At 67.9% G+C, this 22919-nt stretch carries 27 protein-coding genes; 10 read left to right on the top strand and 17 right to left on the bottom strand.

The window, feature by feature from the left end; genetic code table 11:
• Nucleotides 1-4: 4 nt before the first annotated feature.
• The 5 genes from EPN29_12715 (at nucleotide 5) to EPN29_12695 (ending at nucleotide 3980) form a co-directional block, all read left to right on the top strand.
• On the top strand, nucleotides 5-904 hold the full coding sequence (locus EPN29_12715; protein ID TAN31514.1) for a hypothetical protein: 900 nt from the start codon (nucleotides 5-7) through the stop codon (nucleotides 902-904).
• Nucleotides 901-1398: a M23 family metallopeptidase gene (locus EPN29_12710; GenBank protein ID TAN31513.1), complete on the top strand. Its 498-nt coding sequence runs from the start codon at nucleotides 901-903 to the stop codon at nucleotides 1396-1398. The genes EPN29_12715 and EPN29_12710 overlap by 4 nt, the downstream gene beginning before the upstream one ends.
• A 130-nt stretch (nucleotides 1399-1528) precedes the next feature.
• Entirely contained in the window at nucleotides 1529-1876 is a 348-nt protein-coding gene (gene ssb / locus EPN29_12705) for a single-stranded DNA-binding protein (GenBank protein TAN31512.1), read from the top strand.
• Nucleotides 1877-1924: 48 nt separating this feature from the next.
• Complete coding sequence (locus EPN29_12700) at nucleotides 1925-2431, top strand: hypothetical protein (GenBank protein TAN31511.1); 507 nt, start codon at nucleotides 1925-1927, stop codon at nucleotides 2429-2431.
• A gap of 85 nt (nucleotides 2432-2516) precedes the next feature.
• Nucleotides 2517-3980, top strand: coding sequence for an NAD(P)/FAD-dependent oxidoreductase (locus EPN29_12695; protein ID TAN31611.1), 1464 nt, complete (start codon nucleotides 2517-2519; stop codon nucleotides 3978-3980).
• On the opposite strand, the gene EPN29_12690 is transcribed toward EPN29_12695, so the two are convergent.
• The 8 genes from EPN29_12690 to EPN29_12655 form a co-directional block, all read right to left on the bottom strand.
• Complete coding sequence (locus EPN29_12690; GenBank protein ID TAN31510.1) at nucleotides 3977-4180, bottom strand: hypothetical protein; 204 nt, start codon at nucleotides 4178-4180, stop codon at nucleotides 3977-3979. The two genes, EPN29_12695 and EPN29_12690, sit on opposite strands and share 4 nt — an antisense overlap.
• On the bottom strand, nucleotides 4177-5049 hold the full coding sequence (locus EPN29_12685) for an undecaprenyl-diphosphate phosphatase (protein TAN31509.1): 873 nt from the start codon (nucleotides 5047-5049) through the stop codon (nucleotides 4177-4179). The genes EPN29_12690 and EPN29_12685 overlap by 4 nt, the downstream gene beginning before the upstream one ends.
• Before the next feature lie 48 nt (nucleotides 5050-5097).
• On the bottom strand, nucleotides 5098-5391 hold the full coding sequence (locus tag EPN29_12680; GenBank protein TAN31508.1) for a hypothetical protein: 294 nt from the start codon (nucleotides 5389-5391) through the stop codon (nucleotides 5098-5100).
• A gap of 7 nt (nucleotides 5392-5398) precedes the next feature.
• Nucleotides 5399-5776, bottom strand: coding sequence for a GNAT family N-acetyltransferase (locus EPN29_12675; protein TAN31610.1), 378 nt, complete (start codon nucleotides 5774-5776; stop codon nucleotides 5399-5401).
• A gap of 98 nt (nucleotides 5777-5874) precedes the next feature.
• Nucleotides 5875-6309 carry a DUF3052 family protein gene (locus EPN29_12670; protein ID TAN31507.1) on the bottom strand — a complete coding sequence of 145 codons (435 nt, stop codon included), beginning with the start codon at nucleotides 6307-6309 and terminating at the stop codon, nucleotides 5875-5877.
• Nucleotides 6306-6527 (bottom strand): hypothetical protein, encoded by a 222-nt coding sequence (locus tag EPN29_12665; protein ID TAN31506.1) that lies wholly within the window; start codon nucleotides 6525-6527, stop codon nucleotides 6306-6308. The genes EPN29_12670 and EPN29_12665 overlap by 4 nt, the downstream gene beginning before the upstream one ends.
• An 11-nt stretch (nucleotides 6528-6538) precedes the next feature.
• The gene (locus EPN29_12660) at nucleotides 6539-7165 is read right to left on the bottom strand and encodes a ribonuclease Z (protein TAN31505.1); all 627 of its coding nucleotides are present in this window, start codon (nucleotides 7163-7165) and stop codon (nucleotides 6539-6541) included.
• 59 nt (nucleotides 7166-7224) lie between these two features.
• A complete protein-coding gene (locus tag EPN29_12655) occupies nucleotides 7225-8301 on the bottom strand; it encodes a class I fructose-bisphosphate aldolase (GenBank protein ID TAN31504.1) in 1077 nt (358 codons plus the stop codon).
• Nucleotides 8302-8377: 76 nt separating this feature from the next.
• Between EPN29_12655 and EPN29_12650 the strand changes: the two genes are divergently transcribed.
• Nucleotides 8378-9805: a GGDEF domain-containing protein gene (locus tag EPN29_12650; GenBank protein ID TAN31503.1), complete on the top strand. Its 1428-nt coding sequence runs from the start codon at nucleotides 8378-8380 to the stop codon at nucleotides 9803-9805.
• Between the two features lie 37 nt (nucleotides 9806-9842).
• A complete protein-coding gene (locus EPN29_12645) occupies nucleotides 9843-10406 on the top strand; it encodes a DNA-3-methyladenine glycosylase (protein TAN31609.1) in 564 nt (187 codons plus the stop codon).
• Nucleotides 10407-10430: 24 nt separating this feature from the next.
• Here EPN29_12645 and EPN29_12640 read toward each other — a convergent pair whose 3' ends face one another.
• The 4 genes from EPN29_12640 to hpt all read right to left on the bottom strand — a co-directional run bounded on the left by EPN29_12640 (nucleotide 10431) and on the right by hpt (nucleotide 13613).
• Complete coding sequence (locus EPN29_12640; GenBank protein TAN31502.1) at nucleotides 10431-10799, bottom strand: cupin domain-containing protein; 369 nt, start codon at nucleotides 10797-10799, stop codon at nucleotides 10431-10433.
• Entirely contained in the window at nucleotides 10796-11959 is a 1164-nt protein-coding gene (locus tag EPN29_12635; protein TAN31501.1) for a thiolase family protein, read from the bottom strand. The genes EPN29_12640 and EPN29_12635 overlap by 4 nt, the downstream gene beginning before the upstream one ends.
• Nucleotides 11960-12285: 326 nt before the next feature.
• Nucleotides 12286-12564, bottom strand: a complete 279-nt coding sequence (locus tag EPN29_12630) for a hypothetical protein (GenBank protein TAN31500.1) — start codon at nucleotides 12562-12564, stop codon at nucleotides 12286-12288.
• 35 nt (nucleotides 12565-12599) lie between these two features.
• Nucleotides 12600-13613 (bottom strand): hypoxanthine phosphoribosyltransferase, encoded by a 1014-nt coding sequence (gene hpt / locus EPN29_12625; GenBank protein TAN31499.1) that lies wholly within the window; start codon nucleotides 13611-13613, stop codon nucleotides 12600-12602.
• 29 nt (nucleotides 13614-13642) lie between these two features.
• Here hpt and EPN29_12620 point away from each other — a divergent pair, with 29 nt between their 5' ends.
• Nucleotides 13643-14269 (top strand): protein-L-isoaspartate(D-aspartate) O-methyltransferase, encoded by a 627-nt coding sequence (locus EPN29_12620; GenBank protein TAN31498.1) that lies wholly within the window; start codon nucleotides 13643-13645, stop codon nucleotides 14267-14269.
• Here the strand turns inward: EPN29_12620 and EPN29_12615 are convergent.
• Genes EPN29_12615 through EPN29_12595 form a run of 5 tightly spaced genes read right to left on the bottom strand, consistent with a single transcriptional unit; the run spans nucleotide 14266 to nucleotide 21015 of the window.
• Nucleotides 14266-17103, bottom strand: a complete 2838-nt coding sequence (locus EPN29_12615) for a UPF0182 family protein (protein ID TAN31497.1) — start codon at nucleotides 17101-17103, stop codon at nucleotides 14266-14268. The two genes, EPN29_12620 and EPN29_12615, sit on opposite strands and share 4 nt — an antisense overlap.
• Nucleotides 17104-17140: 37 nt before the next feature.
• Entirely contained in the window at nucleotides 17141-18121 is a 981-nt protein-coding gene (locus EPN29_12610) for an NAD-dependent epimerase/dehydratase family protein (protein TAN31496.1), read from the bottom strand.
• Between the two features lie 34 nt (nucleotides 18122-18155).
• A complete protein-coding gene (locus EPN29_12605; protein ID TAN31495.1) occupies nucleotides 18156-19379 on the bottom strand; it encodes an NAD(P)/FAD-dependent oxidoreductase in 1224 nt (407 codons plus the stop codon).
• The gene (locus EPN29_12600) at nucleotides 19379-20263 is read right to left on the bottom strand and encodes a GNAT family N-acetyltransferase (protein TAN31494.1); all 885 of its coding nucleotides are present in this window, start codon (nucleotides 20261-20263) and stop codon (nucleotides 19379-19381) included. The genes EPN29_12605 and EPN29_12600 overlap by 1 nt, the downstream gene beginning before the upstream one ends.
• A complete protein-coding gene (locus EPN29_12595; protein ID TAN31493.1) occupies nucleotides 20206-21015 on the bottom strand; it encodes a methyltransferase domain-containing protein in 810 nt (269 codons plus the stop codon). Before EPN29_12595 ends, EPN29_12600 begins: the two co-directional genes overlap by 58 nt.
• A gap of 44 nt (nucleotides 21016-21059) precedes the next feature.
• On the opposite strand from EPN29_12595, the gene EPN29_12590 reads away from it, so the two are divergent.
• Both EPN29_12590 and EPN29_12585 read left to right on the top strand, forming a co-directional pair.
• Entirely contained in the window at nucleotides 21060-22667 is a 1608-nt protein-coding gene (locus tag EPN29_12590) for a thymidylate synthase (protein ID TAN31492.1), read from the top strand.
• 40 nt (nucleotides 22668-22707) lie between these two features.
• Entirely contained in the window at nucleotides 22708-22908 is a 201-nt protein-coding gene (locus tag EPN29_12585; GenBank protein TAN31491.1) for a hypothetical protein, read from the top strand.
• Nucleotides 22909-22919 lie beyond the last annotated feature (11 nt).

Raw genomic sequence — 22919 nt, 5'->3', positions numbered from 1 at the left:
GCCGATGGACCAGATCTACAGCTACCTGAAGCTGATCTACGAGACGGTCGGCCGGATCGACGGCGCCCTGTGGCCCCTCGGGCACCCCAACCTGGTGGTGGCGTGGCTGGTCGACAACAGCCTCGGTCTCCTGTTGAAGGTCTGGTTCGGGTTCATCCTCAGCATCACCGACTTCGAAACCGGCGGCGATTTCGTCACCAACCTGACGATCCAGCGTTTCGAGCCCGCGGTCCAGGCGGTGGCGGACTCAGCCCTCGTCCTGGTCGCGGTCTGGGCCTCGTATCGAATCATGTGGGGCCACGGGCTTCGCACCCAGTACACGGCCCGCATCCTGCTGCCGCGCCTGTTCATGGGCGTGGTGCTGATCAACTTCGCCCTGCCGCTGTTCCAGGCCACGGTTCAGATCAGCAACACCCTCAGCGCCGCCGTTTACAGCTTCGGCACGATCCCGAACTGGAACGACTGGTGGAACAACTACGGGCTCGACCAGACCGCCGGGGCCTGGCAGATCGTCACCACCGGCGCGCTGGCGGCCGGTTACGACGTGCTCGCGATCACGTACCTGGTCCGCTACGCGATCCTCATCGTGCTCGCCATCACGGCGCCGCTTGCGGGTCTGCTTTTCACGCTGCCTGAGACCCATCACATGTCGAAGCTTTGGAGCTCGCTCCTGATCACCAACCTGCTGATGCAGCCGGCGCAGCTCTTCGTCCTGGCGATCGGCTTCGGGTTGGAGAACGGCGGCCACTCGCCGGTCCATCACCTGTTCGCGCTGGCCTCGCTGCTGATCGTCTTCAAGGTGCCCGGTGCGATGGGAGGCGCCGAGAAGGCGGCTCACCGGCTGGAGTCGGCGCTAACGCACGCGTTTCACGGCTTCGAGCACCTGGTCGCGCACGCGGCGTGATCGCCCTGCTGCGTGCGGCCGGGCTCGGCGCCGGCGCTCTCCTGGTCTGGATGGTGATCGCCTCGCAAGTTCCGAGCCACGTGAGGCTGCCCATGGGTGCGGTCGTCCCGGGCGCGCGCGTCAGCCAGCCGTTCGGGTGCACGAGCCTCGAGCTGGAGCCATTCGACCCGTTCTGCCCCGGCCGGCACGTGCACACCGGCGTCGACCTGGCCGCTCCGATCGGCTCCGCCGTCCACTCCGCCACGGCGGGGACGGCGCACGTCGGATTCGATCCTGAAGGCGCGGGGCGCTACGTCCTGGTCACGGCCGCCGCGCACGTGCGCGTCTTCTACGGCCACCTGTCGGTCATCGGCGTCGCCGAGGGTCAGGCGGTCAGCGCCGGCCAGGTGATCGGCGAGGTCGGCGCTACCGGCAGGGCGACCGGTGCCCACGTCCACTTCGAGGTCCAGGTCGACGGGCGCTCGGTCGACCCGGAGGCGTGGCTGGCGTCTTGACCCTTAACCACCTGGGTTTGCAGGCCTGCCGTGCGCATTTACGCTGCGGGCAGGTTTGAAGTGCGCCCCGCGCGCTCCCGGCATTCGAGGTGCGCCCCGCGCGCGCCCGGCATTCACGGAGGTGTTTCGAATGGTCAACAAGGTGATTCTCGTCGGCCACCTGGCGGCGGACCCGGACGTCAAGGCGACGCCGAAAGGCGTGCACGTCGCCAACCTGCGGCTGGCGACCAACACGTACACGGGCAAGGACGAGGACGGCAATCCGAAAGAGGCGACCGAATTCCATCACCTCGTGCTCTTCGGCAGGCAGGCGGAGGTTGCCGGCCAGTACCTGCGCAAGGGCCGGTTGGTCTACGCGGACGGCCGGCTGCAGACGAGTTCGTGGCAGGACACCGCCGGCCAGAAGCGCTCGCGCACCGAGGTGATCGTGGAGGAGCTGAAGCTGCTCGGTCCGAAGCCGCAGGAGGCCGCCGCCTAGAGGGCGCCGCAAGTCCGCCGGCGGGCGGGCGCAGTAATCTTGTAATTGATGGCCGAGGACATTCGCGCCTGGTTTGCCTCCAGGCTCCCCAAGACCTGGTTTTACGGCCCGCCGGAGGTCACCTCCGATGGAGAGGAGATCCTGGTCGTCGGGATCCTGCCTGACGTCGAGCTCGCCAGCGGCACCTCGGCCGAGGGCCGCGCCGCGGCTCGGGAGGCTCGCATCGACCGCTTCCGGGAGGAGACTCGAGACGAGCGGGTGAGGATCGCCCGAGAGGCCGAGCGTCACTTCCGCCGCAAGGTCGCCTGGGGTGCCAGCTGTGGCGCGGAGACGAAGGTCTTCACCACTCTCAGCGCCCCGGTCATGACCCGCCTGCGCATGTCCGAGCGCTCCATCCTGGACACCCTCGTCGCGGGCGGGGTGGCCCGCAGCCGCAGCGACGCGCTTGCCTGGTGCGTGCGACTGGTGGGGATGCACCAGGCGGATTGGATCAAAGGCCTTCGCGAGGCCCTGGTCAGAGTCGACGAAGTCCGCAGCCAAGGGCCGGTCGACTAACCCGAAGGACCGCTGAACGGCCAAGCCGCGTTGATACCCTGTGGGGACTTTGGTCGCCGAGGGCGAGCGCCGGCACGTCGTGATCATGGGCGCGGGCCCCGCCGGCCTGACGGCCGGCTACGAACTGCTCAAGCACGACGTCCCGACGACGGTGCTCGAGCAGGACCCTAGGCAGGTGGGCGGTCTCGCCCGCACGGCGGAGCGCAACGGGTACCGCTTCGACATCGGCGGCCATCGTTTCTTCTCCAAGAACCAGGAGGTCGAGGACCTGTGGACCGAGATCCTCGGGCCCGAGATGCTCACGCGCGACCGCCTCTCGCGGATCTACTACCGCGGCCGGTTCTTTGCCTATCCGCTGAAGGCCGCCAACGCGCTGCGGAACCTGGGGCCGCTGGAGACGGTGCGCTGCTTGGCGAGCTACGCGTGGGCGCGCCTTCAGCCCGTCAAGCACCCTCGGAGCCTGGAGGATTGGGTTCGCAACCAGTTCGGCTGGCGCCTGTACAGCATCTTCTTCAAGACCTACACGGAAAAGGTATGGGGAATCAGCACCAAGGAGCTCTCGGCCGACTGGGCGGCGCAGCGCATCAAGAGCCTCGATCTGTGGCTGGTCATCACCAGTGCGCTGCTGCCGAAGCGGCGCCCGAGCCACCGTGGTGAGATCGTCACCACGCTGATCGACAGGTTCCGCTACCCGCGGCTGGGGCCGGGCCAGATGTGGGAGCGCGTGGCCGGCATCAGCCAGGAGAAAGGCCACCCGGTGCTTCTCGGGCGCTCGGTCGTCCGAGTCGAGCACGACGGCGGCCGCGTCCGGTCGGTGACGACGCGCACGGCGACAGGTGCGACCGAAGAGCATGCCGGCAGCGATTTCATCTCGAGCATTCCGATCCGCGAGCTGATCACGCGCCTCGACCCCGCCCCACCCGAAGCGGTCCGGCGGGCCGCCGGCAGCCTCTCGTATCGCGACTTCATCACCGTGGCGCTGATGATCGATCGCGCCGATGTGTTCCCGGACAACTGGATCTACATCCATGATCCGAGCGTTCGCGTCGGCCGCATCCAGAACTTCAAGAACTGGAGCCCTGACATGGTGCCGGACCCAAGCAAGACGTGCTTGGGCCTGGAGTACTTCTGCTTCGAGGGCGACGGCCTGTGGAGCTCGGACGACGGCGCGCTCATCGACCTGGCGGGCAGGGAGCTCGCCCAGCTGGGCATCTGTTCGCCCGGCGAGGTCTTCGATGGGGTGGTGGTCCGCCAGCCGAAGGCCTATCCCGTCTACGACGACGCTTACCAGTCGAACGTGGAGGTGGTGCGCGATTACCTCCGCACGCGGCTGCGGAACCTGCACCTGGTCGGGCGCAACGGGATGCACAAGTACAACAACCAGGACCACTCGATGATGACCGCCCTCCTGGTCGCAAGGAACATCGCGACGGGATCGGGGTTCGACCCCTGGAAGGTCAACGCCGACGCCGTGTACCACGAGGACGTTCGGGTCGGTGAGCGCGACGAGTCAGGCCGGCAGGTGCCGGCGAGGATCGCCGCTGACTAGACCGTCTTCGACCGGGCGAAGTTCGCGGCGACCAGGCTGGCGACTGCCAGGGCGATGAAGAGGATGGCGTGGGTGTAGTGGTGCTTGGCGTGCGGGTCGGTGACCAGGATCTGGATCGCACCGACGGCGTAGAGGCCCGCCACCACCACGAAGATGACGGCGAGCGCCACCAGTGCGACGGCCAGCGAGTTTCCCCTCACGGACGAAACGTTAGCAAAGTCAGGCTGACGAGCCCGGCCGCGGCGCAGTACCAGCCGTAGGGATCGAGGCGGCCCGACCGGAAGTAGCGGAGCAGGAAGCGCGCGCTCAGGTACGCGGCGGCGAAGGCCAGCACCGCGCCCGCCAGGTATTCACCGATCGGCACGTGCGACGAGAAGAGCTGCGGTACCTCGATCAGGCCCGCCGCCGCGATTATCGGCGTGGCCAGCAAGAAGGAAAAGCGCGCCGCCTCCTGGTGCCGGAGGCCGGCCAGCAGCCCGCCGGCGATGGTGACTCCCGAGCGCGAGATGCCGGGCAGGAGCGCCATGGCCTGGCAGGCGCCGACCAGCGCCGCGGCGCGAAAGCTGATGTGCTCGGCTTCCGCGAAGCGCGCCTCCTGCTCTTCGCGAGGCTTGTCGGCGAGCGCCGCTCGGTGTTCCGCGCGGCGTCTCAGGACCTCGGCCCCGAGCATCAGGAGGCCATTGACGATGAGGAATCCCACCGCCGCCTTGGGGCTTGCGAACAGCCTCTTCAGCTGATGCTCGAGATAGACGCCGAGGATTCCGGCGGGAATCGTTCCGACCAGCAGCAGCATGGCCAATCGTTCCGAGTCGGTGCGGATCCGGCCGCTCACAGCGGCGCTGAAAAAGCCGCGGACGATGGCCACCCATTGCGCGCGGTAGATGACCAGAAGGGCTCCCGCCGTGCCGAGATGGAGCAGCACCAAAAAGGGGACGAATGACGGGTCGGATTGCTTGAAGCTCCAGTGCAGCAGGCTGGGCAGGAGCACCGCGTGGCCCAGCGACGAGACAGGGAAGAGCTCGGTGGCGCCCTGCAGCAGGCCCATGAACAGGGCCTGGACTACGGACATGGATCGAAGATTCGCGGCCGCGTCCGATCAGTCACGCGGCCGCCGGCGCTAGTGGGATGTGAGCTTGGCGACGACCTTGTCAAGCCGGCCGCGTGCGGCATCGAACTCGCGCCGGACGCCGGCATCCTCGGCCCGGTCGAGCTCGGCGACCACGTCTTCCCAGCGCGCGGCGTCGCGCTCGTGCAGCGCCGACTTCACCTGGCCGATCGTCTGCGTCGCGAACAGCAGGCCGCCGCCCGGGTTGTCCAGGATCGAGCGGGCGATCTCGAGCTGAGCGCGCGCCCAGCCGGCGATCTCCTCTCCGGGATGAACATCCATCGCTTTCGGCTTGAGCACTTCCATCAGGTGACTATTCTCCCGCAACCGCTCGGAGCGCCTCGCCGGCCAGGCGGTACACGGTCCAGTCCGAAGTTGGCCGGGCGCCCAGGCGCTCGTAAAAACCGATCGCCTCCGTGTTCCAGTCGAGGACGGACCATTCGAGCCGCCCGCATCCACGTTCAACCGCCACGTGCGCTAGATGCATCAGCAGTGCACGGCCAACTCCTTGCCCGCGGTGCTCAGGGACGACGAACAGGTCCTCGAGATGGATCCCGGGCAGGGCGAGAAAGGTCGAGAAGGTGTGAAAGAACAGGGCGAAGCCGATCGGCCGTCCATCGTCCTCGGCCAGCAGCGCCTCGGCATAGGGCCGCTCGCCGAACAGAGCGAGCGCCAGGAGCTCCTCGGTCATCGTCACCTCGTGCTCCAACTTTTCGAAGCGGGCGAGTGCACGGATGAGCTCCGCGATCACGGGCACGTCCGCGGCGCCGGCCTGGCGGATGTTCACGGTCACGGCGCGGCCTGGGCCCGGCGCGGGCGCGGCGACGGCCGGTCGCGCAGCCGGTAGACGAAGCGCATCGCGCCGTGAGTCTGGGAGAAGCTGGCGATCTTGTTGTCCACCAGCCCGGCGGCAAGCCCGGCCTCGATCACGTCGGTCTCGCGCAGCGCGGCTCGCCCTCCCTTCGGCCTCACGACCCAGATCGCGCCATTGGGCTCGATCCATTTCTTGACCTCGTGCAAGCGCCGGAGGTCGTCGTGGTCCTGCGCTCCGAGAAACACCATGTCGCATTGTGCGCGCGGACGGCTGTGGACGATATCGGTGGTGCGCTCACGCAGCAGGGTGAGGAACCCGGGATCGTCGATGTCGACGACCGCCACTCTCGCGCCGGCCCTGACGCCGAGCTTGTCGAGAAGAGGCTTGGTCGGTGGCGCATCAGGGCTCATCTCGGTCCCCCCTGGGCTTCGACATCGGCGCCGCGCACGGCGCCGAAGACGATGACACCCAGGAGCCACCCGGCGTAGGCGCCGGCGAGGGCGAGAATGACGACCGGGATGGCGTTCGAGACACGGCTCATCAGCAGGAGACCGAGCCCGACGAAGGCCGCGAACACCAGGACCCCCGCGACCCCGCCCGCCACAACACCCAACAGGGCCGCGCCCACCTTGCCGGTCTTCAGACTTCGATCACCTGCAGGTCGTTGACGGCGCCGTCGACGGTGCCCACGTAAAGGTGGTTGAACATGAAGCGGGTCCTCGGATGGCGCTTCTTCAGGTCCGTGGCCGCTTCCCAGCTCATGTGACTGAACACGTCTCCCGGTCCGGTCGCTTCGACGATGGCGATGTCCGCGCCCTCGACCAGCTCATCCAGCGGCGCCGTCGGCTCGGTATCCCCCGAGTAGGCGAGGATGCGGCCGTCGACACGGATGCGGTACCCGCTGCTGCCGCTGGAGCCGTGGTCGAGCCTGATCGACTCGTATTCGTGACCGGCCGCAATCCCGGACGCCTTGGCGACCTCATAGGTCGCGTTGAACTGTGGGCGCATGACGCCCTTCCAGTCGGCGCCCCAGCTGACCTCCCACAGCGCCTCGAGCCTCTCCTCGATGCCCGGAGGGCCGACGAAAGTGATCGGGCGCGGATCGACGAAGATGCGATGCAGCACGAAGGGCGGCAGGCCGAGCGTGTGGTCGCCGTGGAAGTGCGTGAGGAAGACGACCTCGATGTCGCCGGCATCCACTCCGACGCGACGCATGTGCGGCAGCAGCGGCGCGCCGCCATCGAGGAGCAGGCGGCCATCGACCACGACCGCCCCGTTGTATCGGTCCGGTGAAAACGCGGCCCCGGTGCCCAGGAACGCGAGTTTTACGCGATGGTCACGGACGGGTTCAGGTACACGTCCTGAATTGCGTTCAGTAACTCGACTCCCTCCTTCATCGGACGTTGGAACGATTTCCGGCCGCTGATCAGCCCCATGCCACCGGCGCGCTTGTTGATGACGGCCGTCCTGACGGCCTCCCTCAGGTCGGTGGCGCCTTTCGACTCTCCCCCGGAATTGATCAGGCCGGAGCGCCCCATGTAGCAGTTGACCACCTGATAACGGCAGAGATCGATCGGGTGGTCGGTGGTCAGCTGGTCGTAAACCGCCGCGGCCGTCCTGCCGAAGCCGATGACCTCGAAGCCCCGATTGGTGTCGGGCAGCTTCTGCTTGATGATGTCGGCCTCGATCGAGACCCCGAGGTGGTTCGCCTGCCCGGTCAGGTCGGCGGCGCCCTCGTAGTTGACTCCGTCCTTCTTGAACGCCGGGTTGCGGACGTAGCACCACAGCACCGTCGCCATGCCGAGCTCGTGGGCGTGATGGAAGGCGGCGGCGATCTCCTGCAGCTGCCGGTCGGATTCGGCCGACCCGAAGTAGATGGTCGCGCCCAGCGCCACGGCGCCCAGCTCCCAGGCCTCCTTGACGGTCCCGAACAGGATCTGGTCGCTGTGGTTCGGGTACGTGAGCAGCTCGTTGTGGTTGATCTTGCAGATGAACGGGATGCGGTGGGCGTAGCGCCGGGCGATGGAGCCGAGGACGCCGAAGGTCGAGGCGACGGCGTTGCAGCCGCCCTCGACCGCGAGCTCGACGATCTTGCCGCCATCGAAGTAGATTGGATTGGGGGCGAATGAGGCGCCCGCGCTGTGCTCGATGCCTTGGTCGACGGGCAGGATGGACACGTAGCCGGTGCCGGCGAGCCGGCCGTGGTCGAAGATCGACTGCAGGCTGCTCAGCACCCGAACCGGCCGGTCGCTGTCCTTCCAGACCCGGTCGACGAAGTCGGGTCCGGGGAGGTGGAGCTGCTCTTTGGGCACCGTCCGGCACTGGTGCTCGAGGAGCTTCTGAGCATCCCCTCCGAGCAACTCCTCGAGCTTTCCCGAAGATCCCCTGGTGACTGTAGCCATCAATCCCTCTTACACATTTGCTTAGCGTGTCCCGCAGGATCGCGGGGGCACTTGCGTCACTCTATAGTGCACCGACATGAGTGAGCGGGCCAGCGACCTCTTGGGCGAGCTGGCGGACCGCCTCTCGGCCGACGCCACCGCAAGCGGCCTGGTGGCCGCCGAATCCCTCCGCGCCATGGAGCCCGACATCCTCCGGACGCATAAGGATGGGTCGGTTGAGGAGCTTGTCAAGTCGTCGGTGGCGTTCCTGGAAGTGTTGTTCCGCTCGCTGCGCACCGACGCCCGGGTGCCCTGGAACGAGTACTACACGCTCGCCCGTGAAGCCTCGCGCAGTTACGCCGAGAAGGGCATCCCCCTGGAGGCCCTGACGGAGGGCCTGGCGGTGTTCCGCAGGGCGGTGATCGCTCGCGTCACCGAGGAGCTGGGAGGGAGCACGTACGCCGATGAGGTCCTGTTTCTCGCCCAGAGCCGGCTCGGGGACGTCATCGAGCACCTGAACTCGAGCTTCATCCGGGGCTATCTCGACTACACCGAGACCCGGCACCGCGCCCGCCAGAGCGAGCTCCACGGGCTGTATCACATCGCCAGCGCCCTCGGCCGCTCCCTGGACGTCGCCGAGATCGCCGAGGTCGGATTGCGCGAGACGCTCAAAGTGCTCGCCCTCCAGGCGGGGGCGGTGTGGGTTCGCGAAGGCGCGAAGCTGAAGCTGGCCAAGACGATCGGGTTGCAGCCGGGGGAGGAGGAGGAGTTCTCCGAGACCGGGCGCTCCGGCCTGGTCAAGGTGGTGGAGGTGTCGTCGGGACCGGCCGAGTCCCGGGTCGACCGCATCGCCGGCGAGTGGAGCGCGATCCGGGCCGAGCTCAGGACCAAAGGCGTGTTGCTGGGCGCGATGACGGTGGCCACTCGCCTGCCCCGGACCTTCGAGTCGAGTGACCTGGAGTTCGTGGCCGCGGTCGCGGACCAGATCGCCGTCGCCCTCGACCGCGCCCGTCAGCACACGCGTGAGGCCAGGACCGACTACCTCACGGGCCTGGCCAACCGGCCGGAGTTCGAGCGGGCGATCGACCGCGCGGTGGCGGCCGCCGACCGGCACAAGCGCCCGCTCGCTCTCATGATGCTCGACCTCGACAACCTCAAAGAGATGAACGACTCGCATGGTCATCACGCCGGTGACGAGGCGATTCGCGTCCTGGCCCAGGAGCTGCAGCGAGCGGTCCGCGCGACTGACACCTGCGGTCGCCTCGGCGGCGACGAATTCGGAGTCGCGATGCCCGACGCCGACGAGCGCGAGGCGCGCGAGGTCGGGGCTCGCGTGCGCCAATCGCTCGAGGAGATGAATCGATCCGCCAAGGTGCCGGTGCCGGTCGAGTTCAGCATCGGCATCGCGGCGTGGCGGCCGGGGATGGACTGGCAGTCGATGTACCAGGTCGCCGACAAGGCCCTGTACGTGGACAAGCGCCGCCGCCAGGCGGGCCGCAAGCGTCTTGGCCAGGCCGGCGTCTGAGCTGGAACCGGCCGGGGCGCCTCCGTCAGGCGCGGTCCTGGACGCCGGGTTCTTCGCACGGGACACGGTGGCCGTGGCGCGAGACCTGCTGGGCAAGGTGCTGGTCCGTGAGATCGGCGGCCGGATGGCGTGGGGCCGGCTCGTCGAGGTCGAGGCCTACCTGGGCCCCGACGACCGGGCCGCGCATTCCTTCGGCGGCCGGCGCAGCCCGCGTAACGACGTCATGTACGGCGAGCCCGGCCACGCGTATGTCTATTTCACGTATGGGATGCACCACTGCTTGAATTTCGTCACGCGGCCGGCCGGCGTGCCTCAGGCCGTGCTGGTGCGCGCGCTGGAGCCCGGCCCGGGAGTGGGGCGGTGCGGCGGCCCCGGGCTGGTGTGCCGCGCGCTCGGTATCGACCGCGGCCTCAACGGGGCGCCGCTGCGACCGCCTCACCTCTACGTCGTCGACGACCACGCGCCGCGCCGCCGCGTGGTGGCCACGCCGCGGATCGGGATCTACAACTCAGGCGAGTGGCAGGACCGGCGCTTGCGCTTCTGCTGGGATTCGCCGCACCTCTCCCGGCCCCTGCCGAAAAAATCTCGGCGCGGCGGCTGAGGAGCCGGACTTACTCCTGCCGGTTCACGGCCAGCGGCCTGGACTGGGATCCGTCCGCTTCACCTCCGCCCAATCGGCGCGCACCGGGGCGAAGACATCGACCACCGTGCACCCTTCGGGTCCGGCGACGGCGTCGTGGGGAACGTGGCTTGGAATGGAGTAGGTGTCGCCTGGCCGCAGCTCGCGCTTCTCAGGTCCGACGCGCATCGTGATCACGCCCGAGATGACAAACCCAAGCTGCTCGTTCTCGTGGTGATGCTCCGGCAGCACCGCCCCGGCGTCCAGGTCGACGACGGCCATTGTGATGCGCTCGCCGTTGATGGCGCGCGCGGTGACGCCGTCACGAAGCGCGTGGGGGCGAACCGCGCCGAGCGACTCAAACCCGCTTTTCAATCGATCACCCGGTCGATGATTGTCGCAGTGCCGAGCCCGCCGCCGCAGCACATCGTCTCCAGGCCATAGCGGAGATCGCGGCGCTCGAGCTCATAGAGCAGGCGATTCATCAGGATCGCGCCGGACGCCCCCAGCGGATGGCCCACCGCGATGGCGCCGCCATTGACGTTGGTCTTGTCCATGTCAGCGCCGGTCTCCTTCTGCCACGCGAGCACGACTGAGGCGAACGCTTCGTTGACCTCGAACAGGTCGATGCTCTTGAGGTCCAGCCCGGCTCGCTTCAGCACCGCGGCCGTGCCCGGGATCGGACCTTCCAGCATCAGGACCGGGTCCGTGCCCACGACCGCCTGCGCGCGGATGCGGGCGCGAGGCTTGAGGCCGAGCTGCCTGGCCTTCTCGAGCGACATGAGCAGCACGGCGGCGCCGCCATCGGAAATCTGGCTCGAGTTGCCTGCTGTGATCGAGTGCTCGGGATTGAATGCCGGCCGCAGGGCCGCCGTCGCTTCGTAGCTCGCGTTCGAGCGGATGCCCTCGTCCCGGCTGAAGAGCTCGCGCTGCCCGTTGCCGTCGACCGGAACCTCGACGGGCATGAGCTGGGATTGCAAGTAGCCCTTCTCGGTCGCCTCGTGCGCGAGGTGATGGCTGCGGACGCCGAACTCGTCCATCTGCCGTCGTGAGACGCCGTACTTACGCGCCATCAGCTCGGCGGAGATCCCCTGGGGCACGAGGTCGTAGAGCTCGGTCAGCTCGGGTGGAAACGGTGACCCGGGCGACACCGCGTTGGAGCCCATCGGCACGCGGCTCATCGACTCCACGCCGCCGGCGATCGTGATGTCGCAGACGCCGGACTGGATGAGGTTGGCGGCGAAGTGGATCGCCTGCTGGCTCGAACCGCACTGCCGGTCGACCGTGGTCGCCGGCGTCGTGACCGGAAAGCCCGCGGTGAGCCAAGCGTTGCGTGCGATGTTGATGCCCTGCTCGCCGGCCTGGCTGACGCAACCGAACACCACGTCTTCGACCAGCTCGGGTGCGATGCCGGCGCGGTTGATGATCTCTTTGAGCACAACAGAGCCGAGGACGACCGGATGCACGTCCTTGAGCTTGCCATTGCGCCGGCCGATCGGTGTTCGGACTGCCTCCACTATCACGGCTTCGCGCATGGGTCAACTCTCCTTGCGGTCTTGGGGCTGTCGGTGTGGGCTCATTCTAGGAGGCCCCACTAACGGGTCATCGCGGCCGGTGTCAAGCCCACAAAGGTTTGCCTGGCAGTCCCAATTTCTTGGGCGTTGACGCGCCCATAAGCGCCTGTTAACTTTCGCGTCGCCCCAAGCGGCTGAGTACGGTAAACCTGAGGATACCGAACGTCGATTAGGTGGAAGGTCCGGCGCAAGCCGGGGTGGAAACCGAAAAACGCATAGGGGACTTCAGGGTAAACAGGAAGGTTGCTTGGGGCATCTTTTTCCACAACTCCTCCACACCCCTTTCCTCAGTTCAAAAAGCCGCTTATGAGGGCTTTCTTGCACGCTTTCTCCACAGCATCGGCGTCGAACGATGCACCCCTTTGCCGCAGCCACTTAACACCGTCTCGCAGGCGGGCGACCGGAGCCGGGTCCTCGTAGCGAAGCCAGCGGTAGGCGATCGCCCTCGACCAGGGCCGGCCCTCCGACTCATAGAGCCGGCGGTGGCTCTCGACCACGATCCGCTCCACCAGGCGAAGGAGCTCGGATTCGCCTTCGACCAGGCGGGCGAAGTCCTGCTCTGCCATCCACGCCAGCAGGCGCAGAAGCCGGCCCGCGGCGTCTACTCCCGCGCCTCCGGCTGCTGGTGGACCGCGCCCGTGGTCGGGATGTCGTACACGCTGGAGCGGAGCGTGCAGATGAAAGGCAGGTTACGGTAGAGCTCACGGTAATCAAGCCCGTAGCCGACCACGTAGTCGTTGGGGATCTGGAACCCGACGTAGCGGATCGGCACCTTGACCAGGCGGCGCAACGTGCGGTCCAGCAGCGTCACCACCTCGATGGAGGCGGGTCCCCTCGCATGCAGCTCGGAGAGGACGTAGTCAAGCGTGAACCCGGTGTTGACGATGTCCTCGACCAGCAGCACGTGCCGTCCTTCGATCGGGTAGTCGACGTCGCGTGCGATGCGCACGCGATCGTGCGGCTGAGCGCCAGCGTAGCGCCGAAGTTCCAGGTAGTCGATGACGAACGGCACCTTGATCTCTCGAGCCAGGTCGGCGAGGAAGAACGTGACGCCCTTCAGGACGCCCACCAAGACCAGGGACTGCCCGCGATAGTCGCGCGAGATCTTGCGGCCGAGGGCTCGCACTCGCGTCTCCAGCTCGACCGGCGAGATGAGGATGTCGCCCACGTCCTGCTTGCGCAGGTTCTGGACCTCGACCGCGCCGTAGCCCGCCTTGGCCAGCAGCTGTTGATAGTCCTTGCGATAGAGGAGCCGGACGTTGAGATCCGGGTAGAGCTCGCGCAGCAGCCGGAGCTTGCGGTTCTTCGGCGTCACCAGCGACTGCTTCATGGTCGTCAGCTCGACGTACATCTCGTGCTCGGGGAGGTAGAAGTCGGGCGTGAACATCTCGCTCACCCGCGTCCCCTCCCAGGCGATCGGAAACGAGACGGGCTCGTACACCCAACGGATCCGGTAGTAGTCCAGGAAGCGCGCGAATTCCTGTTCGGATGGATGGGCGAACTCGACGCGCGAGTGGGCCGGGCCTGTGCGTCTGACCAGGCGCGAGCGCTGCCTGACCGGACGGCGCCACTTCTGAGGGACGGAATGCTGCGCGGACGACGCCAAGGAGACCATGAGATTGTACTCTCGGGGCTGGAATCCCCATGAGCACAGCGGCGAGAAGGATGGTCGCCGAGCAGCTTCTGCCACACGGCGTCACCGACGAGCGCGTGCTGCAGGTGATGGCCGCGATTCCGCGCGAGGAGTTCCTGACCGGAAAGCTGCGGCGGCACGCCTACGAGGACCGCGCGCTGGCCATCGACTGCGGCCAGACGATCTCGCAGCCGCTGGTGGTGGCGCTGATGACGCAGGCCGTCGCGCCGCAGCCCGAGGACACGGCGCTCGAGGTGGGCACCGGGTCCGGCTACCAAGCGGCGGTGCTGAGCCGCCTGTGCCGCAAGGTCATCACGATCGAGCGCGAACCCGCGCTGGCCGAGCACGCGTCGGCCACGCTGGCGAGGTTGGGCTACACCAACGTCGAGGTCGCGGTCGCCGACGGCAGCCTGGGCTGGAAGGCGTCAAGCCCCTACGACATCATCCTGGTCGCCTGCGCCGCCCGCGAGGTGCCGCCCGCGCTGCAGGCGCAGCTGGCCGACGGGGGCAGGCTGGTCATCCCGGTGGCGACGAGTTTGGACGAGCCGCAGGACCTGCGCCTCTACCGGCGCCGCGGCGATGTGGTCCCCTTCCGATCGCTGTTCCCGGTGCTCTTTGTCCCTCTGCGGACGCCCTAGGGCGTCGCCTGCGGCGTGGGTGAGGCCACGGTCGTGGGCTGCGAGGTGCCGGTCAGCGTCTGGAGCTGCTGGAGCAGCTTGCCCACCTGGGCCATCTCGGCGGCGAAGGTGCCGAGGTCGCCGGCTTTCAGCGCCGCGTACGCGGCGGCGTAATGCTGGTTGGCCTGCGTGATGAGGTCTGCGACCTGGGCGATGAGCGCGGGTGTGATCGTCGGTGGCGGCGAGTTCGTCGGTGGGGGCGCGGTCGAGGTGCCGACCAGCTGGTCGATCGCCTGCTGCAAGGTGTCCGCGTAGGCCACCTGCGCCTGGTCGGCCAGGATCACCTTCTTCAGCTCGGGCAGGCTCGTCGCCTGGTTGGCGCGCAGGTAGATCGGTTCGAAGTAGAGGAAGGAGTCGCCGATCGGCACCACGAGCAGGTTGCCCTGCTGGACCTGCGACCCGGCCTGGTGGAAGAGGGTGAAGTCCTTGGATATGGTGGTGTTCTCGTTGATACGGTTGGCGACCTGCTGAGGACCGAAGATGACCTTGTCCTTGGGCAGCACGTACGACACGTACTCGCCGTAATGGGCGCCGTCGCTGCGAGCCGCCACCCAGGAGACCATGTTGTTCTTGCCGCGCGGCGTGAACGGCATGATGAGCAGGAACTCCGGATTCTGCTCGCCCGGTAGGCGGAAGAGCACGTAGTACGGCTGCACGGGAGCGGCGACGCTGCCGGGGGACGTCTGCGCCGTCGGTATGTCCCAGACGTCCTCGCGGGCGAAGAAGACCTTGGGGTCGGTGATGTGATACGTGGCGTAGATGCCGACCTGGACGTCGAACAGGTCGACGGGCACGCGCAGGTGGGCGCGCAGGCCGGCCGGCATCGCGTCGATGGGCTTGAAGAGCGACGGGAACGTGGCCCGGTAGGCCTTGATGATCGGGTCTTTGGGGTCGATGACGTAGAAGTCGGCGGTGCCTTCGTAGGCATCGATGACGACCTTGACGGAGTTGCGGACGTAGTTGATGTCGGTCGGGCTCGAGCTGGAGGGCTGGAAGGTGACCGTCTGTGAATAGGGGTAGGTGACGCCGGTCGTGTACGCGTCGAGAATCCAGTACACGCGCCCGTCGACGACGACCGAGTAAGGGTCGGCGTCGAAGGTGAGGAAGGGCGCGAGCTCGTTGACCCGGTCGACGATGTTGCGGCGGTAAAGCAGCTGGGTCTGATTCGTGATCTGGCTCGAGACCAGCAGGTTGACGTCGCCCAGCTTCAGCGACCAGAGCGCACGGTTGGCCCCTGTCATCGGCACCCCGTGGGTGCCCGTGTAGGTGGTGAAGACGTCCTGGCTGCCCTGCGGGTAGTCGAACTCGCGCGTGTTCGAGGGCACGAGCGCGTAGTTGGTCGTGAGCTCTCCGAAGTAGATGGCGGGCTGGGTGACTTTCACCGCTCCCATCGGCGGGAGCTGGCCGACCACGTAGTCAGGCAGGCCCTCACCGACGACGGCGTTGACCGGGCTGGCGGCGAGGCCGTACCCGTGCGTGTAGACGAGGTGCTGGTTGACCCAGTTCTGAGCCGACGCCGGAAGCTTGGAGAAGTCAAACTCCCGGGCGCTGATCTCGAGCTGCTGGTACTGGCCGGCAATCGTGTACCGGTCGATGTCGATGTCGTTGAACGTGTAGTAGGTGCGGATGGTCTGCAGCTGCTCGTATGTGTCCTTGAGCGGGGCGTAGTCCCACAGCCGCAGGTTGTTGACGGTGACCTGGTCGTTCTGCACCTCCTGGAGGTTGAGCGGCTGGTCGCCCGTGAAGTTGCTGACCGTGACGTTCGACAGCCCGTAAGCGGCTCGCGTGCCGGCGATCTCGCGTTCGATGTAGGGCAGCTCGTAGGACTGCGCACTCGGCGTGACGAAGAAGCTCTGCACGATTGCCGGGTAGATCTGACCGATCACCAGCATCGCCACCCAGACACCCGCGGCGCCGGCCGGCAGCCACACGCGCCTGAGCCAGATGTTCACGATGAGCGCGCCGGCGAGCAGGACGGCCGCCCCCACCTGGACGGTGAACAGGGGCAGCCTCGCGTTGACGTCGGTGTAGGCGGCGCCCCACACGATGCTGCTGTTGTGCGCGTACAGCAGGTCGTAGCGGCCGAGCCAGGTCGAGGCGGCAAGCACGAGGGCGAGGGCGGCGAGCATGCCGGAGAGATGAGCGATCGCGAGCGGGGTGAGGCGGAAATCGAAGGTGTCCCCTCGCCACGCGTATATGGCGCCGATCAGCAGCGCGGCCAAGAAGCTGAGCCCAAGCGCCCAGTTGGCGATGGAATGCAGCAGCGGAAGGGTGAGCAAGTAGAAGGCGACGTCCTGGCCGAGGACGGGGTCGGCGATGCCCGTGGGCGACGCGTGCTGGAAGAGGGCCAGGCTCTGCCACTGGGTGCCCGCTCCGCCGGACAGCACCAGCGCGATCAGCGCCCCGCCCACCAGACCGACGACTCCGGTGGCGCTCCTCACGCTCGAGCGCCGGATCCCGACCGCCCGCAGCCCAGGCCCGGAGCGCACGCGCAGGGCGATGAGGACGTTGGCCACCAGGTAGATGAAGGCGAGCGCGAAGCTGCCGAGGAAGAGCGCGGCTTGCAGCACGAGCCGGGTGGTGAAGACATCCCTGTAGCCGAGCGCGCCGTACCACTGCTGCTCGGTGAAGAACCACACGATCGGGCTGGCGAAGACGAAGATGAGGAAGGCGAGGCCGAAGAGCGCGGCGCCAAACCAGAACCGACGAGGCGGCCGGGGGATCCGGATCTCCCTCCCCCCTTCGAAGGGGCCGCCGCGCTCGAATGGATCGAAGGGCCGGTAGCGGCGGGTCATCTGGGTGGAAGCTTAGACCGAAGCCAAGACGTGGTCGTCAAACCGAAGCCAGGGCGTGGTCGTCGGCGCTGAAGTCCAGGTCCGCGTCCAGTGGCGGGTTGGCGAGGTGCCATCGCACCGTGCTCAGCAGGGTCTGGGCGGGATCGGACGTGGTCCAGCCGAGCAGAGCTCGCGCCTTGCGCGCGCTGGTGAGGACGTGCTGGGTCATCGTGCCGGTCGGCTTCAGGTCCTCGGGCAGCAGATCGTCGGCGACACGCACGAGCTCGGCGTTCGACCCGGCGGCGTCCAGGATCATTCGCGACCACAGCCCGACCGAGTAGCTGCGGTCTTCGCCAAGGTTGAGAGGCTCGCCCGCGGCCGAGGGGGTCTTGAGCACCAGGTGCACTCCGCGCGCGATGTCTCGCACGTAAGCCCGGCACGTCAGCCACATGCCGCCGCCGAACGGGATGCGCGTGCGCCCGGCACGGACTCGCCGGAGGATGAACTCTTCACGCTTCTGGTAATCGCGCTCGCCGTACACCATCGGCAGCCGGACCGACGTCGCGCCGCGCGGCAGATAGACATCTTCGACGTCGAGCTTGTCGTAATCGTCGAGGCCGGGCATCCTGCCTCGATACGGATAGCGGTTCGCGCGAACAGGAGACTCTTCATCAAGCGGAACCGGATCGGTTTCGCGGTCCTCGTTCAGGGCGCCGAAGGCTCGGTAAACGTCGATGCTGGAGATGACGACCAGGCGAATCCCGGCCGGCAATGCGTCGAGCGCGGCCTCCGAGTCGGTCCGCGTCAGCGCCCGGCAGTCGATGGCGCCATCGGGCTTGAAGGCGGCGAGCTCTCGACGATGAGAGACCAGATCCGTGCGTTCGGCGTGAAGGTGCTGGACGTCGGGCAGGTCGGCGGGTTCCAGCTGACCGCGATGGACGATCAGGACCTGATGGCCGGCTCCCGCAAGCTCCTCGACGATGGCGCGGCCGATGAACCGCGTGCCGCCGAGGACGATGACCCTCAACCCACGCGACATGTTACCTCCTCGGCTGGAAACCGATGCGGGGAACCTAGTCCTTCAGGTTGCTGGGGTCGAGCAGCTCGTGCTTGGGGCGTTCGATGCGCCGGCGCGACCGCATGATCTCGATGAGCTTCTTGCGCCCCTTCGGCGGGCCGATCATGATCGCGCCGACCAGATGGTCGTCCTTGAAGAAGAGCTTGCGATAGAACTTCTCCTCGAAGCTGTACGTGCGCACTGACTCCAGGCCGGGCTGCACGTCGGGAGTGACTCCCATCACGGCCAGCGTCGACCCGAACATGGTGGTCGTGTAGGTGGGCACGTCGAAGAAGTCTTCGTCGCCGCCGGCCATGTTGCGAGCCGCGACCTTGCCGTGGGCCTCGGCGTTGTCCCACGTCCCCATCTGGTTGTGCCGCTCGACCATGAGGTCGTAGAAAACGGCGATGTCGCCCGCCGCGTAGGCGTCGGGTGCCGAGGTGCGCAACTTGGAGTCGGTGACGATGCCCTTGTTCAGCTCCACACCCGCATCGCGCACCGGCTCGGTGTAATAGTCGAGGCCGACGCCATATGCCAGGAGATCGAACTCCACCCTGCGGCCGTTGACGGTCTCGGCGGTGAAGCGTCCGTTGGTCCGCCCGAACTTCTGCACCTCATCGGACGTGATGAACTCGACGCCTTGTGCCTCACCCAGCTGGCGGCACAGCCGGCCCCCCTCCTCATCGAGCACGTAGCGGAGGAACCAGGGCCCCCGCATGATCCACGTCAGCTGCGCCTTCTGGCGAAAGCTCACGCCTTCGGCGAGCTCGTATCCGATGAAGCTCCCGCCCATGACCAGGACTCTGTCCGCGGCGTCCGCCTTCTCGATGATCGCGTCGGTGTCGTCGAGCGTCTGGAATCCGACGCACGCGGAAACCTCGTCCGAGCCCGGCCACGGCGGCGGTTTCGGGCGGCCGCCCGTGGCGATGAGGATCGCGTCGTAGGCGAATTCCTGGCCGCGATTCGTGCGCACCACCTTGCCCCGCACGTCGATCTCGGTCGCCCACGTCTCGAAGTGAACCTCGAGATTCTGCTTCGCGTAGTCCTCGACCGACCGCATCATCACCTTCTCCCGGCGCACCTGGCCGCGCAGGTAGCGCGGCAGCGCGACGCGGTTGTAGAGCGGGTGGCGCTCGGCCGCGATGATCACGATCGACGCTTCGGCGTCTGCCTTGCGCAGCTCCTCCGCGCACGTCTGCCCGGCGATGCCGTTACCGATGACGACGTAACGCCGCGTCACTACAGGGTCAAGCCGTAGATGTAGCTGGTGTCGTCATCATTCGCTAAATCGTATCCGGAAGCGGTGAGGTCCTCGGCGGCCGGGTGCTCGCGCGGCAAGGCGACGGTGACGTGGTCGAGCCCGTCGGCATCCGCTTCGAACCGCAGCGCCAGCAACAGCGCGCGCAGCGCCTCGCCTCGGCCGGCCAGGAACGCGACGGCGATGTTGTCTCCCCATGGGTCGCGAAGTCCGACGACTGAGCGGCCGCCTGGTCCGGCCCGCAGCATGCCGATTTCAGCCAGCCGCTCGAGCTCGGCGGCGTCGAGGTCGCGAGCGCCGTTGAAGTCGACCGAGACGCCGTGGTAGAGCTCGATGCCGGGGCTCGCGGCGACCGCCGGCCAGAGCCTCCCGGCTTCGGCCGCGGCGGGGATGCGGGCCGACTCGCCGCCCTCGACTCGCGATCCTCGCCACCATCGCACGTCGAGCAAACGCCGAAAGCCGGAGGATTCGAAGAGCCCGGCGGCGCTCGGGTTGCCGGTCGCCAGGCGCATCTCGCCAAAGCCCTGCTCCCTGGCCTCGGCGATCGCGGAGGCGAGCATGGCGCGCGCGAGTCCCCGCCGCCGGTGCGTGCCGGCCACGCGCAGGCCCTCGTACCAGATCAATCCCGGCGCGTACGGCCGCAGGCGCTGCAGGCCGACGACCACCCCGTCCACCTCGGCGGCCTGGAACGCGGCGCCGGCGTCGGCAACCCAATCGTCGAACACGCGCGGCAGGTAGTCGCGCCCGTCCCAGATGTCGCGCGTCAGCTCGATCACCCGCTCGCGGTCCGCCGGCCGCACCGGCCTGATCACGAGCTCCGTGGTTGCCAATGCGCAACTCCCGACAGCGCCATGCCGCTGTCGCACACGAGCTCGTCGCCGTCTCGCGTCAGCATCTCCTCGAGCATCGCTCGTCCCCGGGGCTCATCCCAGGCATCGCCGGCGAGCGCGCGGCAGTCGGCGAGCGCCTCGTCGAGATCGCTGTAGCGGTTGACGACCGGGTAACGGATGAACCTGACGTCGGGTGCGACGCCCATCTGCATCAGCAGCATGAAGAGGTCGCTGAACTGAGGTATGCGCGCGCCGGGCGCTCCCGTGATCCGCTCCCTGATGATCGCCCCGGGGTGAGGGATCGGCCCCTCGCGCAGCATGACGAAGACCCGCTCGCGAGCCGATCGGTCCAGTTTGGCGATGAACGGCACCGGTTCCTCGACGCCGTAAAGGACGTGGCAGCAGATGACCAGGTCGGCGGGAGCGACCTCGGCGTCCTCCCACGTGCTGGCGATCACGGTGATGTTGTCGCGCGCGGGAATGTGCGCTCGCATCCCTTCCGACGGCTCGACGGCAGTGACCCACTCCAATCGCTCGGCCAGCGGCACCGCATGGCGTCCGGTCCCGGCGCCGGCGTCGACCAGAGTCTTGCGCGGCGAGAGGTAGGGAGCCAGGACCTCGAGGAATTCGTCGGCGCGCGCGTGCGTGGTCCGTGCGAAGGTCGCCGCCCGCCGGTCCCAATAACCGGCGTCGCTGTGTGCGGCGGCCAGGCTCGCCCGTGCCTGGACGAGCCTCCGCCAGTGCTCAGACCAGTCCATGCCGCCGGCGGCAGTCATCGCGTCCCGCATTGAATCTCGAGGCTAGCATCACCCTGGATACGATTAGCGGCACCGTGGCCGGTGACCAGACGTCAGAGTTCAACGCGGCCGAGTCCGCGCTGCTGGCCCGCTACTTCACCAACCTCGATCGACCGGTGTTCGCGCTCCGCAACCTGCCGGAGGTCGTCAAGGGAGCGCTGTTCTCGCGCTATTCGCGGACCGAGAAGAGCCTGCGCCGGGTGCTCCTCGACGAGTTCATCAACGCGCCAGAGTCGGGTTTCGAGCTGCTTGCCGGGGCGCCGTCCGGTGACGACGACATGGTCGCCGTGCGCCGGGCGGAGGAGTTCTACGAGCGCGTCCTCGTCGGGTATGGCGACGACTCGGTGGCGGAGCTGGCCGGCGCGCACGTCGCGGTCGAGCGGACGTCGACGCTGGCGGCCAAGGCGCTGGAGGACAGCCGGATCGGCATCTCGCCGCTGGAGAAATCGACGCGATACGTGCGCTTCGACCGGCCGGGCCCCGACGGCCGTCACCTCTACTTCCGCGGTCCCGAGCTGGCGCATCCGGATTACGAGCCGGCCGCCGACGCGCTTTTCGATACATACAGCCGGCTGATCGACCCAGTCACGCGGGCGATCCGCGACCGTTTCCCGCTGGAGGAAGGTGAGACCGAGCGCGCCTGGAAGTCGGCGACCAGGGCCAAAGCGCTCGACCTCCTGCGCGGGCTGCTCCCGGCGGGGACGCTGACCAACCTCGGCCTGTTCGGGAACGGTCGGGCGTTCGAGTACCTGATCACGAAGATGGCCGCACACGAGCTGCCGGAGTGCCAACACCTTGCCGCCGAGCTGCATCGCGAGCTGGCCCGGGTCATCCCGTCGTTCGTCAAGCGAGCCCTGGACGACCGCCACGGCCGCCCGGCGGCGGAGCGCCTGTCGAGGGTCCGGTCGGCGGTGGAGGCAATGGCCAGGGATTCGCCCTCCGCATCTGGGGGGGCGGTCCGGGAACCCAGCGTGAAGCTGCTGGAGCACGACCCCGAGGCCGAGCGGAAGGTCGTCGCGGCGGCGCTGTTCCCGCATTCCGACCGGAGCTTGCGGGAGCAGGCCGCCGACCCCGCCGCCCTGCTCGAAACCTTGCTGGGCGACCGCGCCAACCGGCGCCAGCGCGCCCCGCGAGCGCTCGAGCACGCCCAGTACACGTTCGAGATCGTCGCCAACTTCGCCGCCTACCGTGACCTCCACCGGCACCGGATGCTCACCCAGGACCGGCAGCCGCTGGGCACCGCCCTCGGCTACGACCTGCCGCCGGGCCTGGACGAGCTGGGAATGGCTGAGCCTTTCGTCTCCGCGGTCGAGCGCGCGGCGGACGTCCACCGGCGCTTGGAGCGCGAGCTCGGGCCCGCGCTCGCCCAGTACATCGTGCCGCTCGCGTTCCGCGTGCGCTGGTACTTCCGCGCCAACCTGCGGGAGGTGTACCACCTGTGTGAGCTCCGGACGACCCCCCAGGGCCATCCCGACTACCGCTGGGTCGCCCAGGAGATGTTCCGCCGCGTCGCCGAGGTCCACCCGCGGCTGGCCCGATACGCCCGGTTCGTCGACCTGGGCCCCGGAGACGAGCTCGAGCGACGGCAGGCGGAGCGCCGGCTGGACGAGAAGCTCGGCGCGCTCGACCGTCGCGTGCGATAGCATCACCCAGCAGTTTCCGTACGGGAGGAAGAGTGTGGTTTTGAGCGAAGCCCTGGCGCCGCGCGGACCCGAAAGGCGGAGCGTCGAGAGGCGATTGGGCGTCGAGCGGCGCTACGCGGAGCGGCGCGAGCCGGTGCGGGCGACCATCGGGCGGCGCACCACCACTCCGTTCGAGAGGCGCGTCGCCGAGCGGCGCATGCTGGAGCGCCGGTCTCAGTGGCCTGAGCCTGCGGCTCAGTAGCACCCCCCGTG

The sequence above is a fragment of the bacterium genome, from assembly GCA_004299235.1.
Classification (GTDB): Bacteria; Chloroflexota; Dormibacteria; order Dormibacterales; family Dormibacteraceae; genus SCQL01.
Note: the sequence above shows the minus strand (reverse complement) of the source record. Positions and strands in the feature narration are given on the sequence as shown.

Excerpts from the sequence above, each read along its gene's own strand:
- EPN29_12715 (TAN31514.1), top strand. The coding sequence starts at position 5 with ATGGACCAGATCTACAGCTACCTGAAGCTGATCTACGAGACGGTCGGC.
- ssb (TAN31512.1), top strand. The coding sequence starts at position 1,529 with ATGGTCAACAAGGTGATTCTCGTCGGCCACCTGGCGGCGGACCCGGAC.
- EPN29_12700 (TAN31511.1), top strand. The coding sequence starts at position 1,925 with ATGGCCGAGGACATTCGCGCCTGGTTTGCCTCCAGGCTCCCCAAGACC.
- EPN29_12695 (TAN31611.1), top strand. The coding sequence starts at position 2,517 with ATGGGCGCGGGCCCCGCCGGCCTGACGGCCGGCTACGAACTGCTCAAG.
- EPN29_12685 (TAN31509.1), bottom strand. The coding sequence starts at position 5,049 with ATGTCCGTAGTCCAGGCCCTGTTCATGGGCCTGCTGCAGGGCGCCACC.
- EPN29_12680 (TAN31508.1), bottom strand. The coding sequence starts at position 5,391 with ATGGAAGTGCTCAAGCCGAAAGCGATGGATGTTCATCCCGGAGAGGAG.
- EPN29_12675 (TAN31610.1), bottom strand. The coding sequence starts at position 5,776 with ATGACCGAGGAGCTCCTGGCGCTCGCTCTGTTCGGCGAGCGGCCCTAT.
- EPN29_12670 (TAN31507.1), bottom strand. The coding sequence starts at position 6,309 with ATGAGCCCTGATGCGCCACCGACCAAGCCTCTTCTCGACAAGCTCGGC.
- EPN29_12655 (TAN31504.1), bottom strand. The coding sequence starts at position 8,301 with ATGGCTACAGTCACCAGGGGATCTTCGGGAAAGCTCGAGGAGTTGCTC.
- EPN29_12650 (TAN31503.1), top strand. The coding sequence starts at position 8,378 with ATGAGTGAGCGGGCCAGCGACCTCTTGGGCGAGCTGGCGGACCGCCTC.
- EPN29_12635 (TAN31501.1), bottom strand. The coding sequence starts at position 11,959 with ATGCGCGAAGCCGTGATAGTGGAGGCAGTCCGAACACCGATCGGCCGG.
- EPN29_12630 (TAN31500.1), bottom strand. The coding sequence starts at position 12,564 with ATGGCAGAGCAGGACTTCGCCCGCCTGGTCGAAGGCGAATCCGAGCTC.
- hpt (TAN31499.1), bottom strand. The coding sequence starts at position 13,613 with ATGGTCTCCTTGGCGTCGTCCGCGCAGCATTCCGTCCCTCAGAAGTGG.
- EPN29_12620 (TAN31498.1), top strand. The coding sequence starts at position 13,643 with ATGAGCACAGCGGCGAGAAGGATGGTCGCCGAGCAGCTTCTGCCACAC.
- EPN29_12615 (TAN31497.1), bottom strand. The coding sequence starts at position 17,103 with ATGACCCGCCGCTACCGGCCCTTCGATCCATTCGAGCGCGGCGGCCCC.
- EPN29_12610 (TAN31496.1), bottom strand. The coding sequence starts at position 18,121 with ATGTCGCGTGGGTTGAGGGTCATCGTCCTCGGCGGCACGCGGTTCATC.
- EPN29_12595 (TAN31493.1), bottom strand. The coding sequence starts at position 21,015 with ATGCGGGACGCGATGACTGCCGCCGGCGGCATGGACTGGTCTGAGCAC.